Source organism: Bacillus sp. MYb209 (assembly GCF_002975175.1).
Taxonomy (GTDB): Bacteria; Bacillota; Bacilli; order Bacillales; family Bacillaceae_G; genus Bacillus_A.
In genome coordinates, this window is the sequence record NZ_PCNZ01000001.1 from 620,423 (window position 1) to 638,062 (window position 17,640).

Sequence of the window (17,640 nt, forward strand, 5' to 3'; positions counted from 1 at the left end):
CTATTCCTCAATATTTACAACATGATTCCCATCAAAGAAATATAAACATTTCTCTTTCACAGGATGTTTTAAGCTTTTCTCGAGTGCTTTTGCATATAGTGAAAGCTGTACTTTGTATCGGTCTTCTAAAGTTGGTTTCGCTTGATCAAATCCGCCTGGGAACTTCCCTTCAATCGTATCTGTTTTAAAGTCGATTAAAGTAATTCCGTCTTCCTCTTCGATCATGCAGTCGATAACCCCTTGGACAAGTATTGTTTCGTCGCTCTTACCTTGCCAATCTTGATACGCCTCTTTTGCTGAAAGCATCATCGTAAATGGCACTTCGCGCTCAACACTTTTCGCTGCTAATACCCTTTTACCTAAGTCACTGTCAAAGAATGAAATTACTTTTTCAATCGCTATTTCTTCAGCTTGTTCAAATGTTAATAGCTCTTTATTTACCATTCTTGCAATTTGTTCTTGAAGAACTTCAATCGTAATTGGTTTCTTCAAATCTACATGCTGCATAACGGCATGGACTGCTGTCCCTCGCTCTGCGTATGTTAGCCCTTTTTTCTCCATAAAGCGCGGACGTGTTTTAATTGGTGCACGAAGTTTTTTAATAAAGGCGTTATCGCTACCTTCTTCAGATTGATAATTTCTCTTTATTTCTGTAACAGATTGTTTCGCACGGTGAGATGTTGCGTCCTCATACCCGTATTCCCACATTAATCTGTCGTACACTTCTTCTTTCCGTTCACTTTCTAACGGAACAGCCTTTTTATCGCGAAGCGCTTCTAATAACTCTTGTTTCTCTTCTTGAACCGGTTCTGGTGCAAGTAGATCTTTTCCTTCAACAACTTCTACTTTCCAGCTAGCACTATATTCATAAATTTCGCCTGGAATATTTCCTTGTCCTAATTCAAGAAGCATTTCACTATCACGGTGTCTATATAATGAAGGTGCAATCCAGTCTAAGTAGCAAGACGCTCCGGCACGAATATGGTCTGGTAATAACCATTCACTATGCTCTCTTGCATCGAGCCATTTTTCCATTTCTTTATTTGCATCTTTAACCGTTCCAATTAAAATTAACTTCTCTTTTGCACGCGTTAAAGCTACGTATAGTACGCGCATTTCCTCCGCAATTAATTCCATCTTCATTTTACGCTTAATCGCTAGTTGCGATAATGTCGTATATTTAATTCGTTTACGAGGATCGATAAATTGTGAACCGAAACCGAAATCTTTATGAAGCAAGAAGCGCTTCATTAAATCTTGTGTATTAAAACGGCGACCAAGTCCAGCTACAAATACGACTGGGAACTCTAGCCCTTTACTTTTATGAATCGTCATAATGCGAACAACATCTTCTTGTTCTCCAAGAGCTCTCGCCGTTCCCATATCATCTCCGCGTTCTAAAATACGCTCAATAAAGCGTAAGAAGCGGAATAATCCTCTAAACGATGTTGCTTCATATTGTCTTGCGCGGTCATATAGTACGCGTAAGTTTGCCTGCCTTTGCTTTCCGGCTGGTAAACCGCCGACAAAGTCGTAATAGCCTGTCTCACCGTACACTTTCCAAATTAAATCAGAAAGTGATTGTTGACGCGCAAATTCACGCCACCCTTGCAGTAAGTTATAAAACCACTCTAATTTATCATGCAGTTCTTGTTCTTCTTCAAGCGGCGCTCCTTTTAAGAATGAGCTCATTACTTCATAAAACGAGCCTTTCTTTCCGTGAGCACGAAGTGTCGCAAGTTCTTCATCATTTAGTCCAACGATCGGTGAACGAAGTACAGCTGCAAGCGGAATATCTTGCACCGGATTATCAATAACGCGGAATACGTTCATCATAATATTTACTTCTGTCGCTTCAAAGTAACCAGTCGCAAGGTCAGCATATACCGGAATTCCTTGTAATTTTAACTCTTCCATAATTTGCGGCGCCCACGGCATGGAGCGAAGTAAAATAACGAAATCACGGTATTGTACTTGGCGCATACTATCAGTTTTACGATCATACACTTCATAACCTGAATCGACCATTGCTTTAATACGCTGCGCCATAAGACGAGCTTCAAGCTGCGCTTTTTCTACTTCTGCACCTTCTTCACCATCTATTACTTCTTCTTCCGTTTGCTGAATGCATAATAGTTCAGCCGCTACATCTTCACCTTCTGGATAGCTAGCACCTAGCTTTAATTCAGCGTCAGCGTCGTAATCGATTTCCCCAACTTCTTCGCCCATAATTTGTTTGAAAATAAAGTTCGTACCTGCTAGCACTTCATGACGGCTACGGAAGTTTTTCGCTAAGTCAATCTTCATTCCGCCGTCTAATCCTTCTTGTGTGAAACGTTTATATTTTCCTAAGAATAAACCAGGCTCTGCTAGTCGGAAACGATAGATTGACTGTTTTACGTCACCAACCATGAACAAGTTTCCCTCACTCTCAGAATCTTTCGTTACGAATTTAATAATTGATTCCTGTACGAAGTTCGTATCTTGATATTCATCGACTAGTACTTCAGCAAATTTATTACGATATTGAAGTGCTACTGCTGACGGCTTCATTTCACCGTCTTCACTTTGCTCACTTAAAATTTGCAAGCAGAAATGCTCTAAATCTGTGAAATCGACCATTCCTTTATCTCGCTTAATGGCTTGGAAACGATCTGTAAATACTTTTACAAGCTTCACGAGTTTTTCTAATACAGGATGCATATCTTGAAAATCTCGTAAGAAACTTTCAGGTCTGCGGCTAAATAGCTCTTCTTGTAATTTCTTTACTTCATCTTTCGCTTTATTACGAAGAGAATCCACCTGTTTTACAACATCTTCGTTATAATCACTTTTTTTAATACGCTTTAGCGTTTGCCACGATACATTTTGCATCGCTTCATAAACGCTTGTCCACGATCCACGAGCTGCTGAGGATAACGTTCCAAGTAAAGCTAAATCCGCTTGTAAAGTTTCAACGCGAGGCGCTGGACCATCAGGAAGCATTGCGAGTTCAGTCGCTTTACGAATATGCTCTTCCGCTGTTTCAAGCTGAAATTTCACATCTTCTAATAAGTAAGAAGCATACACTAAATCTTCAATCGTCTTTCCTTCAACGTCGTATGCTTCTACTAATTTATCAAGCCACTTCTCCGGATTTGGATGCGCTCTTGATTCTGTATGAAGCGCTAAAATCATTCGTTGTAAGTCATCGTCACTACGGTCACTCGTATAACGATCAACTAATTCAAAGAAAATACTATTATCTTCGATTCCATACTCTTCTTCTAATATGTCATCTAGCACTTCTTCTTTTAATAACTCATTTTCTGTTTGGTTCGCAATACGAAAACGAGGATCGACATCAAGCATGTAATAATACCCTCTAATAACTTGTAAACAAAATGAATGAATTGTAGAAATGGAAGCTTTATTTAATAAGCTAAGCTGTTTTCTTATATGCTGTGAACCTGGCCCATCAATTAATACTTTTTCTAACGCTTCCCCAATTCGATTTTTCATTTCTTGCGCCGCTGCATTCGTAAATGTTACAACGAGCAGGCGGTCGACATCGACTGGATTTTCCTCACTTATAATCTTTTTAATAATACGTTCAACTAATACTGCTGTTTTCCCTGATCCAGCTGCTGCTGCGACTAAAATATCACGTCCGTTCGCTACAACCGCTTTCCACTGGTCATCTGTCCATTGACTACCTTCTGGTTTCTGAGGCCAATTTTCTATCATTCTCCGCCAACCTCCTCTCTAATTTTCTCCATTGCTTCGCTATCTTTCATATCTTTTAACGTACGGAATTGGTTATCTTCAAGTGATTCATCAAACTGACAAACTGATTTAAAGTTACAGAACGTACATGCCGCTTTATTCCCCTTTTTGTAAGGAGCAATATCGATAACACCTTCTGTAATATCTTTTCCGATATTTTCAAACGAGTGGTGTACATATTTTTGAAGTACGTTAAACTCTTGTTCACTTGCAATGCTAGAACGCGCACTGAAACTACCATCTTTTTTCAGACCAGCAGAAATAATATCAGAGCTTCCTGTTGAAAGTTTATTATCCATTAAACGCACAACGTCAGCATCTCCCAGTACGAGCCCTTTCATTTTAAATTTCTTTAAAATTTCTTTCTCAATTTCTTCTTCAGATGCATCGCCTTTCATCTCAACAATCGGGTTATGAATATGGAAATACAATACACCCGCCGGTGATGCAGTACTGCCCTTTTTCATCCACGTATGTGCATTTGAAGTAACAACATCTAAATACGTTAACATTTGAAGTGCGAGTCCGTAATACACTTCTGTTAAATCTAACGCTTTCGAACTTGATTTATAATCAATAATACGAAGGAACGTACCACTCTCATCTTCCGCCTTATCAACACGGTCAATACGGCCAACTACTTCCATCTTCACACCATTTGGCAACGCAAATTCCATTGGCGGAAGCGATCCAGTCCCGCCCATACCGAACGGTACTTCTAAATCAACTGGTACAAAGCCACTCGACTTCGCATGTTCACGAAGAATAAGTGACGTACGAAAAATGATTTGTTGTAGTTTTTGTTTTAAATAGAAATGACGGTTCGAACTTAATAAAATTTGTCTTTGTAATAACGGTGCAATTTCTTCTATTACTAAAGCAGAAAGGTGCTCACACTCTTTTATTGATAAATCCGCCCAAGTACGATTTTCACGTAATAGCTTGTCTGCAATTCTCTTCAGCGCTGCATGGAATAACTCACCGATATCTGGCGCATCAAGTTTGAAAATATCACGCTCTCTTAGCGATAAACCGTGCTGAGCAAAATGAGCGTACGCACAGCGATTAAATAGTTCCATACGAGAAACGCTTCCCTTAATTGTATCTCCATATAAATCCCTACTTACATCTGTACTTAGTTTCTGTGCACGATTTCGGTAGAATAAACTCGATAACACACGGCTACTTTTTTGCTTCCATTCATCTGAAGTAACGTAGAAGTTATATACGTCCCACCAAAAGTCTAAATTGCCTTCAAATCCGTATCGCTTCCACGTCTGCAGTTGCTGCATGACATAAGACAACGTTACTTCTGGCGTTGCTACGTATGAGATTTGTTCCGAACGCGATAAGTCATTTACATCATTCGTAATAAACGATTCTTTCACATTAGGGAACATTCTTTTTATTTTCTTAATAAAACTAGAAGCAAGTAACGTCTTTCCTTCTTCATCTGCAAGCGGACAGGAAATGTATAACTTCTCAGATGCTCTCGTCACCATTTGATACATAACGAACTGTTCTTCTAATAAAGTTTGTCTCGTCGTTGGTGCTAATTCGATACCTGCAGCGGTGAGAACATTTCTTTCCTCATCAGAAAGCATACCTTCATCCATAGGCGCTGCTGGAATCACTCCTTCATTTACTCCAATAATGAACGTCGCTTTAACATCTGATAATCTAGAATGATCAATATTAGCAACTAACACTTGATCTAGTGACGGCGGAATGTTCGCAAATTGAAGTGCCTCAAGACCTGTCGTCATTACATCAGTAAACATAGACAAGGACATCTTCTCTTCGCCAAGCATCTCAACGAACGTATCAAGAAGGCTCATCACTTCTTCCCATACTTGCTCATGGTCTGTCGCAAATAAGAAATCTCCGCTTTCTTCTGCACGAATACGTAATGCTTCTAGTTTTTTCGGAACGTCAAGCTCCTCTAAAAATAAATATACCGCTTTGCACATTTGCATAACTGTTCCAGCACGCTTCAGTCTTTTTTGCATACGAATAACTGGCGTCCTTACAACGTCGCGAAGTCGATTTATTTTCTCTTCCATTTCATGCTCACTGTCTGTTATCATTTCGCTCGTATCATCAAGAGAACGATAACGACGATACATCCACGGATCTTCAGAAGTCCATCTCTTCCCTTGTACACCGTACGCTAAACAGTAGTTTTCGAACTCATCCATCTCTTCGCGCATCGCTTCTTTTCTTACGTCTAGTGGATATAAAAGTTCTGTTTTCACACAGCGGAACACTGCATCATAACGCCAATTCCCGCTAATAATCTCTAAAGCCGAACGAATACATTCTACTAGCGGATGATGTGACATCGGGCGTTTTTCATCGATGAAATGCGGGATATTATAATCCGTAAATAACGTTCGCATTACATCATAATAACTTTCTCCGTTACGAAGAAGTACTGCGATATCTCGGTAACGATAGTCTTCAGTCGCCACAAGTCTTCGAATTTCACGAGCAACACCTTCTACTTCAGCTCGTAAATTAGCTGCTGTACTAATTGTCACACTCGCTTCACCGTGAAACTTTTCATTTGGACGCGCTTCGTAATGCATTTCTAAATGTGCTAATGCTTGCGAATGAAAACGCGGCTGTTCCATAAGTGAAATTGTTTTTTCAACTTCTATTTTCTCTTCACGCGCCACTTGTTTTATTCTTTCATACGTTAACGTCGTTTCATAAAATAAATCTAGTTCATTCACTGGCTGCGCTAACATTTTTTCATCTATCGTTAATGTTATTGTTATTCTAGTTCCTAATCTCATTAGCCCTCTAACGATTTCTAGCTCTTGAGGAGAAAATGAATGGAATCCATCTATATAAATTTCCGCGCCTTTTACATACTCAGAGTCTGAAAGCTTCTCAATTAATAATTGTAAGTAGTCTTCTGAATCTAAATACTTTCCGATTAAAGCACGTTCAAAATCATCATATAGTAACTGTAAATCATACACTTTATTCGCTAGTAACTTTTGCTCTGCACTACTGCTATGCGTGTCTAATTGTTGCCACATTTCATATACGTTAGACGGCGTCACATTGTAACGTTTAAACTCCGCAATCATACTACCAAGATGTTCAAAGAAGCCGTTTTGCTCCGCTGCTTTTTGAAACACAGATAGTCCATCTTTACGAGATTCTACAATTTTACGAAGCAACATATGTACACCAGCTTCATCAATATGAAGACGACTCGCTCCACCAACTTCTTGCAGCACCTTCCAGGCTAATCGCGAAAAACTAAAAACTTGTGCCCGAATAGAACCTCTTACATCTTCGCTCCCAATTAACGCCTGCTGCGTTTGGAATGTCATCTGTTCTGGCACAAGATATAATATTGTTTTCCCTCTTGGGCGCTGCTTTAACTCTTCTTGCACTTCGTGTAAACAAAGTGTACTTTTTCCACTTCCAGCTCTACCAATCACAAATCGAAGTGACATGTAACCCCACCTTTCACTTACATAACGAACGTTAGTTTGCTATCACAATTGTATTATAGGACGATAAAAAAGACAAACTGAGCTGTTTGTCTTTTCCTTATACTTCATTTTATTATATCAGCCTTTTGAAAAATTCGTTTGTACCTCTCGAATCGGCCAATATCGTAAATCAACTTTACCGACAACTGTATCAGCTTTTACAAAACCGAAGTACCTACTATCCCAGCTACCAAGGCGGTTGTCACCAACTACAAAAATAGAACCAGGTGGTACAAACTTTTCATTCGTTAATTCTTCTAATTTAAAATCACCTGTTAATTGCCGTCCATTTATCTCTTTCTTATACGCCTCTAAATAAGGTTCCTCCACGAATTGTCCGTTTATATATAGTTTATCATGCTTATATTCGATATGATCCCCAGGTAAACCGATAATTCGCTTTACATAGTCCTCTTTTTTATTCGCATGAAAAACGACGACATCAAATCGATTCAAGTCCCCTACTTGATAACTCACCTTATTCACAACGAGCATATTTCCATCTTGCAATGTCGGCATCATTGACTTCCCCTCTACAACGTACGTTGAAAAGAAAAACGTTCGAAAAAATACAGCTAATAGTACACCAATTAAAATTGTTCTTATCCACTCTAGCCCTTCTTTTTTCAAAGTTTTCTTCATTCGCTTCTCCCCTCGCCCTTTAATAATGAAGCTTATCTTTTCAAAGAAGACTTTTCCTAATGCAGTTCTAACTTTACTTCAATTTTTTTACCGACATACCATAAAATAAAAATAACAACGCCAACAATAACCGATTTCACCGGCTTATGAATAAATGACACTAAATCATGACCGATATAAGTTAAAATAAAGATCATAACAAGCTTTCCGAATGCTAACGCTAGTCCAAACTGTTTTACGCTAATGCGAGACAAACCAGCTACAACATTTATAAGCGCAGACGGTGTGAACGGAAAACAAAATATAACAAAGATTGGCGCAAACCCTTTTCTTTCAATCCATCCCATCGCTTTCCGCACTCTCTCATGCTTATTTACAAAAGAAAAGAAACGACTTCGTCCAAAGCTGCGAATAATGAAAAATACAAGCATTGCACCAATTACTGACCCAAGCCATGAATAAAGAAAACCGAACCAAAAACCAAATGCAACAGCATTTGCCAGCACAAACACAATGAGTGGCAATGCCGGAATAAGCGCCTCTATCATCGGTAAGCCAATACCGAGAAGCGGTCCGAACGCACGATAACTTTCAACAATATGATCCATATTTTCTGGTGAAAAATATTCTTTGATTGTCTGAAAATCCATTCTACACTTTACCCCTTTACTCTAATTACTACCTCTACTGTATCATTGCTTAAATAAAAGAGGAAATGGTAGATATGACATATGGAGATGTATTTATTAAAGTTTCCATATCCTTCGTTAGAATTCCTTCATTATCACGCTATGATAATCTTTCAATATTCGACAACGTTTGTTATACGTTTGGTTATTTAAGGAACAATATTTTTTGATGATTTTTTCGGTAAATGAAATTACATCGGTGATTTTTCGAATATATCGACTTTCCGATAAAAACGGACAAATAAAAAGGATGGGGGGCTCCCCATCCTTTCACACTTCGCCTTCCTTCACAAAATACACTTTCTCATATGCTGGTGTTAATTTAGATTCTTCATTTTTATCAATCTCTTTAAAGCAAGGATTTCCTTGTTTTTTCTTACGGTCTTCATACTCCGTTCGCAATTTTGCTGTACGGTTTTGTTGATTTTCAAAACTACTTCTTGATATTTCTAATTTCACAGCAAAACCATTTATAAATCTAATAATAAGATTTCCATCCTTTAGCTCTTTATTACTTTCAATATGAAAATGAGACAACCACGCACATTCTTTTCGAGAATAAGAATACGTAGGGAAAAAATAAAGTTGGTCTGTCGGACTGATCGCGATAGGAGCTTTATGTGTAATACTAGTTAACTCCTTCGTTCCTTCTTTTCTTCCCAAAAAACTAGAACCATGTTTCCGGCAACTTCTCTCTATAATATCAAGGGGCTTTTGAAATACGAAAAAAGAATCTTCCATTTCAACAATTCGCGTAACAACTTTCTTTTCTCCTAGAACAACAGGAAGTAAGGCCATTGTATTTTTGCTTACAACATAGTTTTCGACATAACGCTCTACTTTACTTTCCATAGTCTACTGTCTGCTACTAAAAATATAGACAAATGTATATCCTTAGAGTATGCAGTTTTTGCACGCTAAGAATATTTTTATCTATATTCGCTCTTTTGTTAGTAACAGATTTTTCACCTCTCTTTTTTAAATTTTCGATTGCTGTTTTAATTTCCCTTCTTCATTTCCCTTTTATAGTAGCACCTACGAAAAGGAAATGGTTTACATTCTACGATTCTTTACAAATACTTATAATAAATCAAATATAATATAAATCTATTAATAGTAATATATCAATAACGAATAAATAACCTATATAAAAAGAGGATTCTATATATGAAAAACGAATTTATATCATTTGTAATACATTTAACACATTCCCCTTTTCATATAATTACAGCAATTAATTTTGCTATAATTAAAATATAAATCAAATATACGGAGGTCTCTCATGGAAGAAAAGCAAGATCATCCAACAATTCAAATGAAAAATAGTAGCATTGTTATCGTAAAAAATTCAGCGAGTATTATATTCGGTTTATTTTTTATTTTACTGTTCTTCGCGAAGCCTTTTCGTAATTCTAAATGTCCAGAATGTAAGAAACGCGAAAAGAAAAAAGCTGTGAAAGAACACTAAAAGGCCTTCCTTTACGGAAAGCCTTTTTACATACCGATTACCATTTCCTTCATTCTTCTTCGTCCTCAAAAAAACCTACTATTTTTTCTTCCTTATATTCACATTTTCTTCCAATATTCTCTGTATCTCTTTCAACCTGTACTATGATTATATATGGTTCTTGATCTAAATACTGAGAATGAGACTTCCTCAAATCAATTACCGTCACTTTATCATTTTCATAAGTTTTCGAGTACGTCTTTATTTCTTCAATCGTACTTTTTAGGCTGTCTTTATTACTAATATAATATCGTATGTCTCAACAACAAAAAAAAGGATGGCATAAGCCATCCTTTTTTTCTATCATAAACTATAAAATTATAGTTTGATTACGTTTTTAGCTTGAGGTCCACGGTTACCGTCTTCGATTTCGAAGCTAACTTTTTGGCCTTCTTCTAAAGATTTGAAACCTTCAGTTTCGATTGCAGAGAAATGTACGAATACATCGTTTTCGCCTGGAACTTCGATGAAACCGAAGCCTTTTTCGTTGTTAAACCATTTTACTTGTCCTGTAACTGTCATAATTATTTCCTCCTATAGAAAATACATTTTATTTAGTTTTCATGTATAAAAAAAGAATCCACACATTATCAAATTCGAAACATAAACTAGTTCTCACATACTTTTCCCCGTTTGTTTTCGGCACTTGATAATATATGGATTGCTTAATTTAATTATTCAACTGGTATTATCATAGCATACTTAAAATAGAATGTACAATCCTTTTTGAAAATAAAATTTCTAAATTTTATTATTTCTTATAAAATATAACCACACCTATTCTAATAAGGAGGAGTATATGACAGAATTAATCCCTAAAAAAACATTAAAGAGAATTGAAAAAGATATTGAAAATAACAATCTTGGAAAAGCAAGAGATAGATTACACGGATTAATCGCTACTTATCCGAATGAATTAGCACTTAGAAAAAAACTCGGTGATATTTACTTTACATTACAATACCCAGAAATGGCTGGACGGTATTGGTATCTTGAAAAAGAGAAAACAAATGTTATGCACGCGGCATGTCTACAATTTGAAAAATCGATGGGAAACGATCCTTATCATATTGCACGTGCTTTAAAATTCAAAGGAGATCATGACATTATTAAAGAACTATATACCGAACATACTTTACAACCACTGCAGAAAAAAGTAGCGGAAGAACTAATTGACGATTATGAAGAAACATGGAAAGACAAACTATTTGAATGGGGCTGTCTAGCATTATTCGCATTCCTTCTTTCTACTGCTATTATTGGTATATTCACTATACTGGATTGGATATTTTAAATAGAAGTGAACGTCCCACAATACGACGATAAATAAAATTATATCAACTTTCCGACAAAGTTTAACAATGTCAGCGACGTAATAATAAATAAGAAAGGTGCCCCAAAAATATTTTTGGGGGCACCTACTTCTACCTTTATTTCGTAAACTGTTCTTCTTCTGTGGATCCTTTTAGAGCAGTCGTTGACGAAGTACCACCTGTAATCACTTGTGCTACTTCATCAAAGTATCCTGTTCCTACTTCGCGTTGATGGCGCGTTGCAGAGTAACCATATTTTTCTGCTGCGAACTCTGCTTGTTGTAATTCAGAGTACGCTGCCATGCCGCGCTCTTTATAACCACGCGCTAATTCAAACATACCGTAATTTAATGAATGGAATCCAGCAAGCGTTACGAACTGGAATTTATAACCGTACGATGCAATTTCTTTTTGGAAGCTTGCAATCGTTTTTTCATCTAATTTTTGTTTCCAGTTAAATGAAGGGGAACAGTTGTAAGCGAGTAGCTTCCCTGGATATTTCTTATGAATTGCGTCCGCAAAGCGTTTTGCATCTTCTAAATTTGGCTCCGACGTTTCACACCAAACGAGATCTGCATACGGCGCATACGCTAAACCACGTGCAGTTGCTTGATCAAGACCTGCTTTCGTACGATAAAACCCTTCTGGCGTTCTTTCCCCTGTAATAAACTCTTGATCAACCGGATCAATATCACTCGTAATTAAATCTGCCGCATCTGCATCTGTTCTTGCGACAATAATTGTTGGTACACCCATTACATCCGCAGCAAGACGTGCCGAAATTAAATTACGCACCGCTGTTTGCGTCGGTAATAATACTTTTCCGCCTAAATGCCCGCATTTTTTCTCTGAAGATAATTGGTCTTCAAAGTGCACGCCAGATGCACCCGCTTCAATCATTCCTTTCATTAGTTCAAATACGTTTAATTGTCCACCAAATCCAGCTTCAGCATCCGCCACAATTGGGACAAAATAATCTGTATCACCGCTACCTTCCATATGCTGAATTTGATCAGCACGTTGAAGTGTTTGGTTAATTCGTTTTACAACAGCCGGTACACTGTTCGCTGGGTATAAGCTTTGATCAGGATACATATGTCCAGAAAGGTTCGCATCTGCCGCTACTTGCCAACCGCTTAAATAAATTGCTTTTAATCCAGCCTTCACTTGTTGCATCGCTTGGTTTCCTGTTAATGCCCCAAGTGCATTAATATAATCTTCTGTATGAAGTGATTTCCAAAGATTCTCTGCACCGCAGCGCGCTAACGTATGTTCAATATCAATCGATCCGCGCAGACGAATTACATCTTCAGCTGTATATGGACGTGTTATCCCTCTCCAGCGCGTATCTAACTCCCAGCTTTCCTGCAATTTATCAATTCTTTCGTTTTTCATATGTTCCATCCCCTTTTCTTGTTTCTTATAAAATTTCATAACCCGGTAATGTTAAAAACGGCATGAACTCGTTATTACGAACAAGGTTTGTAAACAGGTTTGTAGCTTCTTCAAATCTCCCTTTCTTAAACGCTTCCTTACCAATCTCTCTTTCTATTTTTGCTAGTTCTTCTTCTTTCAATTCTTCCATCAATTTAAAAGTGATATCACGGCCATCACTTAACTTTCCACCCTCATGACGAATCCACTGCCATACTTGTGCTCTTGATATTTCCGCTGTTGCCGCATCTTCCATTAAGTTATAAATAGGAGCTGCTCCTCTCCCGCTTAACCAAGATGCAATATATTGAATACCGACGTTAATATTAGTGCGAAGACCAGCCTCTGTAATCGTTCCCATCGGTACTTCTAATAAATCCTTTTCTGTTACACGTATTTCTTCACGCTTTCTAAAAATTTGATTTGGCGTTTTCATTATGTGATTAAATACTTCCATTGCAACCGGTACAAGTCCCGGGTGGGCAACCCAAGTCCCGTCATGACCGTCTAAAGCTTCGCGCTCCTTATCAGCACGCACTTTCTCGAAAGCAGCCTCATTTGCTTCTGGATCATTTTTAATTGGGATTTGCGCTGCCATTCCTCCGATTGCCGGCGCGTTACGACGATGACACGTTTGAATAACTTTCAAAGAATACGCGCGCATAAACGGCGCTGTCATCGTGACTTGCGCTCTATCCGGAAGTAAAAATCCATTATGATTACGGAAGCTCTTTAAGAAACTAAATATATAATCCCATCGTCCGCAGTTTAAACCAGCAGAATGATCTCTTAGTTCATACAGAATTTCATCCATTTCAAATGAAGCGTGAATCGTTTCTATTAACACAGTAGCTTTAATCGTTCCGTTCGGAATGCCGATATACTTTTGAGCAAATACGAAAACGTCATTCCATAATCTTGCCTCTAAGTAACTTTCCATTTTCGGTAAGTAAAAGTACGGGCCACTTCCTTTTGCTAAAAGCACCTTCGCATTATGGAAAAAGTACAAGCCAAAATCTACTAAACTGCCAGACATGTTCTTGCCGTCAACTTGCATATGTTTTTCTTCTAAATGCCACCCTCTCGGACGCACAATTAATACAGCCGTCTTACTATTTAAACGATATTCTTTTCCGTCTTCATTTTTATGTGAAATCGTTCCCTTACTCGCATCTCGTAAGTTAATTTGGCCTTCGACAGCATTTCTCCAAGTTGGTGCATTCGAATCTTCAAAGTCTGCCATAAAAAGATGTGCTCCTGAATTTAAAGCGTTAATGACCATCTTTCTATCTACCGGTCCAGTAATCTCCACGCGGCGATCCTCTAAATCTTTCGGAAGCTGGGCAATTGTCCAATCCCCTTCACGTATATGCTTTGTTTCTTCTAAAAACTTAGGAAGCTCCCCTGCATCAATTCTTTTTTGTTTCTCCACACGCTTTTGTAAAAGTTCCGTGCGGCGTTCATTGAAATTTTCATGCAGTTCCTTTAAAAAACTAAGCGCCTCAGGTGTCAATATTTCGTTGTACGCTGGTAACATTTCTCCAACGAGTGTAACCCGTGAAGTTTGCGTCGACATATTAGCATCCCCTTCTTAAACTGTCTTATAACAGATTTGATTTTATGTTTTATATTATATAACAAATCTTCAGAAAAGGAAGTTTTTTTTGAAAATTTAATGGTTTTTTTACAAAACTGTGTTTATCCATTATGATTTCAACATAAAAAAGAGCCGGTGTTGTATAACACTGGCTCTTTTTTATAAATTATTGTTGCTGATCATTTAAAATTGCTTTGTATAGGAACTGTGCATATTGTTCACGTGTTACTTTCATACCTGGTGCAAAGTTACCTGAACCATCACCTGCTGAAATACCATTTGAACCTACTGCATTAATTGCCTCAGCTGCCCAATGTCCTGCTGGTACATCTTTAAATCCTGGTGTACCTTTTACTTGTAACTCAAATGTTTCCGTTAAAATTTGTGCCATTTCTGCACGTGTTAACGTATCTTTTGGTCTGAAGTTTCCACTATCATCACCTTTAAAGATTTCTAATTCTGTTAATGCTAAAATTTCAATTGGGAACATTGTTGAGTTATCATCAACGATATCTTTATATGTACTTACAAACTCATGATCTTCATCAAAGTATTGGTCCCCATCAATTGTACGGTAAATTAACGCCGCTACTTGCTCACGTGTTACATTATCACCAAAACCGAATCTTCCATCTCCGTAACCAGCAATAATTTCCCAGTTTTTTAGGTTTTGAATTGCTTCATAAGACCAATGTCCTGCTGGTACATCTTTAAATGTGCCAGGTACTGCTTGTTGTTGTTTCACAGCTACTTCCGCATTTGCTGTAGTACCTTGTGCACTTAATCCAATTCCACCCATAATTGTTAAAGCTGTTGCTACTTTTAATATCTTTTTCTTCACTTTGTTCTCTCCCTAAAAACATATTTTTTTCTAATATAAAGAATTCACGGAAAAGTAACAATACACTTATCCATATAATGTTTGTCTAATTTGCGAATTATACTTCATATACTTCTCTTTACACTTAGTTAAAAATAAAGTTACTAAACCATACCTTTACCCCATGAAAAGTAACTATAATTAACCTTTTTTTTCCATAAATACTAATCACCGAAATATGAACAGCAGAATAAATATACAGATAAACAATTTAAAATAAGAAAAAAGCGCGTAATTTCCGCGCTTTTTTTAAAGAAATATGATATATTAATATAATTTTAATTTCCTTGTACTATATTATTTTTTAACTTCCGTTTCATGTTATTCATCTTTCAAATAAAAATTAGTAATAGCTTTATTTAAAAATGTTGCATATTGCTCACGTGTTACAACTTTATTTGGTTCAAACTTTCCATTCCCTGTTCCTACTATGACATTATTAGCTTGTAGTGCACTAATTGCATTTTTTGCCCAGTAATTATTTGGTACATCTTTAAATGTATGCTGTTGCTGTGCTTCAAATGAAAATGTCTGTGTAAGAACTTGTACTACTTCTGCACGTGTTATTGTTTCTCTAGGTCTAAAGTTCCCCTTCTCATCACCTTTAAAAATGCCACGTTCTGTTAATGCTAAAATTTCATTTGGAAACATTGTTGATCTTTCAGAAATATCATTATAAGGGTTTTTTAACGGTCCTTCATGCTTTATATTAAGTGCGCGATACAGTACTGCCGCCACTTGTTCACGGGTTACATTATCACCTACACCAAACTTTCCATTTCCATAGCCTAGCATAACTTTATGATACGTCACTTCCATAATATATTCATATGCCCAATAGTCTACTGGAACATCATCAAATACAATCATTTCTGGATACTCTTCTGCTTTTATGTTAGGTACACTTGCACTTACCAATAATCCACCCATAATAGTCGCTGCGGCCATTATACGTAACATTTTTTTCTTCATTGTCCTCTCTCCTTCATTTCCACTTTATTAAAAGTGGAAAATAATAGACTAAATTCTTTTCCCATATTACATATGCTGTATTTGCAAGCCGTATGTAATATATTGCATTTTTAACATCTATTATTTTGAAGATTACTAGGTGAGCCAATTCGCTCTCAATTCCAATTGGTATTCTGAATTTGAAGAAATATTCTTATCTTTGCGCTCTAGTTTCTCTGTTTGATTTTCAAAAAGGATAAACAAAAGTTTTTGCAAAGATGTTATATATACAATATTCTACTATCTACTAATCAAGTCCTTCACTTATAAAAATTTCACTTTATCGACAAAAAAAAGCGCAAATATCATATTTGCGCTTTTTTTCATTTTCATATAGTAATCATTTGAGTGGAATCTAAGAATTGCATTATTTAAAAACTTCGCATTCTGGCTCAAATAAATCATTACCAGTTTCAACTATAGCTTTATTAGACTGTAAGGCGCTAATCGAATCTTTAGCCCAATGATTTTCTGGTATGTCAGTAAATGTATGTTTTGTTTCACTTTTCATACAAAAAGGTACAAATATGATCTATTTGCACTTTTACTACATAATAATGTAGCTCTTATTTATTCCATTTTCTCTGGTGAATTATCGATTGCCTTTTTTAAGAATTTCGCAAATTGCCCGCGTGTTACAAGCATTTCAGGTTCAAATTTCCCATCACCCGTTCCTACTACAACGTTATTAGATTGTAGCCCACTAATCGCATCTCTTGCCCAATAATCTTCTGATACATCTGTAAATGTATGAGGTTGTTTTGCTTTCAGATTATATGCTTTCACCAAAATTTGCGCTAGTTCCGCTCGAGTTAACGTATCTTTTGGACGGAAGTTCTGATTTTCGTCTCCTTTAAAAACACCACGCTTTGTTAATTGTAAAATTTCATAAGGAAACATTGTTGATTTCCCGTCAATATCTCCATATGGATTTTCAATATGTACATTTCGTTTCAAACCTAGTGCGCGATACAGCACTGCGGCTGCCTGTTCGCGTGTTACATTATCTTCCACACCAAATTTCCCATTTCCGTAGCCATACATAATTCGGTGATACACTAGTTCAACAATTTCATAGTATGCCCAGTGATCTTTTGATAAATCATCAAAATCTATAATAATATTAGGACTAGATTTTTGATTCCCCCCAGTATTTGCAGAAGCACCATTTGCACTTACAAATATTCCCCCCATTAACGTTAATGATGTAGCTACTTTTAATAACTTCTTCATTTTAAAATGTACCCTATAGAATAGACACTTAAAAAAAGTCTATTCTATAGGGTATTT

15 protein-coding genes and 1 pseudogene are annotated in these 17,640 nt (G+C 36.9%); 2 read left to right on the forward strand and 14 right to left on the reverse strand.

Features of this window, described 5'->3' with window-relative positions:
* From addA to CQZ94_RS03500, 6 genes and pseudogenes are all read right to left on the reverse strand, one after another.
* Entirely contained in the window at positions 1-3,726 is a 3,726-nt protein-coding gene (addA, locus tag CQZ94_RS03475; RefSeq protein ID WP_105584289.1) for a helicase-exonuclease AddAB subunit AddA, read from the reverse strand.
* Complete coding sequence (addB, locus tag CQZ94_RS03480; protein ID WP_105584290.1) at positions 3,723-7,238, reverse strand: helicase-exonuclease AddAB subunit AddB; 3,516 nt, start codon at positions 7,236-7,238, stop codon at positions 3,723-3,725. The genes addA and addB overlap by 4 nt, the downstream gene beginning before the upstream one ends.
* Before the next feature lie 117 nt (positions 7,239-7,355).
* A complete protein-coding gene (lepB, locus tag CQZ94_RS03485) occupies positions 7,356-7,919 on the reverse strand; it encodes a signal peptidase I (protein ID WP_105584291.1) in 564 nt (187 codons plus the stop codon).
* A gap of 56 nt (positions 7,920-7,975) precedes the next feature.
* Positions 7,976-8,569, reverse strand: coding sequence for a TVP38/TMEM64 family protein (locus CQZ94_RS03490; RefSeq protein WP_105584292.1), 594 nt, complete (start codon positions 8,567-8,569; stop codon positions 7,976-7,978).
* Positions 8,570-8,878: 309 nt separating this feature from the next.
* Positions 8,879-9,460: a competence protein ComK gene (locus CQZ94_RS03495; RefSeq protein WP_105584293.1), complete on the reverse strand. Its 582-nt coding sequence runs from the start codon at positions 9,458-9,460 to the stop codon at positions 8,879-8,881.
* Positions 9,461-9,509: 49 nt separating this feature from the next.
* Positions 9,510-9,596 (reverse strand): annotated as a pseudogene (locus CQZ94_RS03500) (RNA-guided endonuclease TnpB family protein); the annotation flags it as partial.
* Between the two features lie 294 nt (positions 9,597-9,890).
* Between CQZ94_RS03500 and CQZ94_RS03505 the strand changes: the two are divergent.
* Entirely contained in the window at positions 9,891-10,076 is a 186-nt protein-coding gene (locus CQZ94_RS03505; protein WP_105584294.1) for a hypothetical protein, read from the forward strand.
* A 49-nt stretch (positions 10,077-10,125) separates the two neighbouring features.
* Here CQZ94_RS03505 and CQZ94_RS31610 read toward each other — a convergent pair whose 3' ends face one another.
* Both CQZ94_RS31610 and cspA read right to left on the reverse strand, forming a co-directional pair.
* Entirely contained in the window at positions 10,126-10,371 is a 246-nt protein-coding gene (locus CQZ94_RS31610) for a hypothetical protein (protein ID WP_105584295.1), read from the reverse strand.
* Between the two features lie 62 nt (positions 10,372-10,433).
* Complete coding sequence (cspA, locus tag CQZ94_RS03515) at positions 10,434-10,637, reverse strand: RNA chaperone/antiterminator CspA (RefSeq protein ID WP_098858291.1); 204 nt, start codon at positions 10,635-10,637, stop codon at positions 10,434-10,436.
* A 277-nt stretch (positions 10,638-10,914) separates the two neighbouring features.
* On the opposite strand from cspA, the gene CQZ94_RS03520 reads away from it, so the two are divergent.
* Entirely contained in the window at positions 10,915-11,409 is a 495-nt protein-coding gene (locus tag CQZ94_RS03520) for a DUF6584 family protein (protein WP_105584296.1), read from the forward strand.
* 136 nt (positions 11,410-11,545) lie between these two features.
* Here CQZ94_RS03520 and aceA read toward each other — a convergent pair whose 3' ends face one another.
* The 6 genes from aceA to CQZ94_RS03550 all read right to left on the reverse strand — a co-directional run bounded on the left by aceA (position 11,546) and on the right by CQZ94_RS03550 (position 17,583).
* Positions 11,546-12,823: an isocitrate lyase gene (gene aceA / locus CQZ94_RS03525; protein ID WP_105584297.1), complete on the reverse strand. Its 1,278-nt coding sequence runs from the start codon at positions 12,821-12,823 to the stop codon at positions 11,546-11,548.
* Between the two features lie 25 nt (positions 12,824-12,848).
* A complete protein-coding gene (aceB, locus tag CQZ94_RS03530) occupies positions 12,849-14,438 on the reverse strand; it encodes a malate synthase A (RefSeq protein WP_105584298.1) in 1,590 nt (529 codons plus the stop codon).
* Positions 14,439-14,625: 187 nt separating this feature from the next.
* Positions 14,626-15,300 carry an S-layer homology domain-containing protein gene (locus CQZ94_RS03535; protein ID WP_105584299.1) on the reverse strand — a complete coding sequence of 225 codons (675 nt, stop codon included), beginning with the start codon at positions 15,298-15,300 and terminating at the stop codon, positions 14,626-14,628.
* Between the two features lie 360 nt (positions 15,301-15,660).
* Positions 15,661-16,311, reverse strand: a complete 651-nt coding sequence (locus CQZ94_RS03540; RefSeq protein WP_105584300.1) for an S-layer homology domain-containing protein — start codon at positions 16,309-16,311, stop codon at positions 15,661-15,663.
* Positions 16,312-16,717: 406 nt separating this feature from the next.
* On the reverse strand, positions 16,718-16,861 hold the full coding sequence (locus CQZ94_RS31615; protein WP_142395738.1) for an S-layer homology domain-containing protein: 144 nt from the start codon (positions 16,859-16,861) through the stop codon (positions 16,718-16,720).
* Between the two features lie 59 nt (positions 16,862-16,920).
* Positions 16,921-17,583: an S-layer homology domain-containing protein gene (locus tag CQZ94_RS03550; protein ID WP_105584301.1), complete on the reverse strand. Its 663-nt coding sequence runs from the start codon at positions 17,581-17,583 to the stop codon at positions 16,921-16,923.
* Between the last annotated feature and the right edge of the window lie 57 nt (positions 17,584-17,640).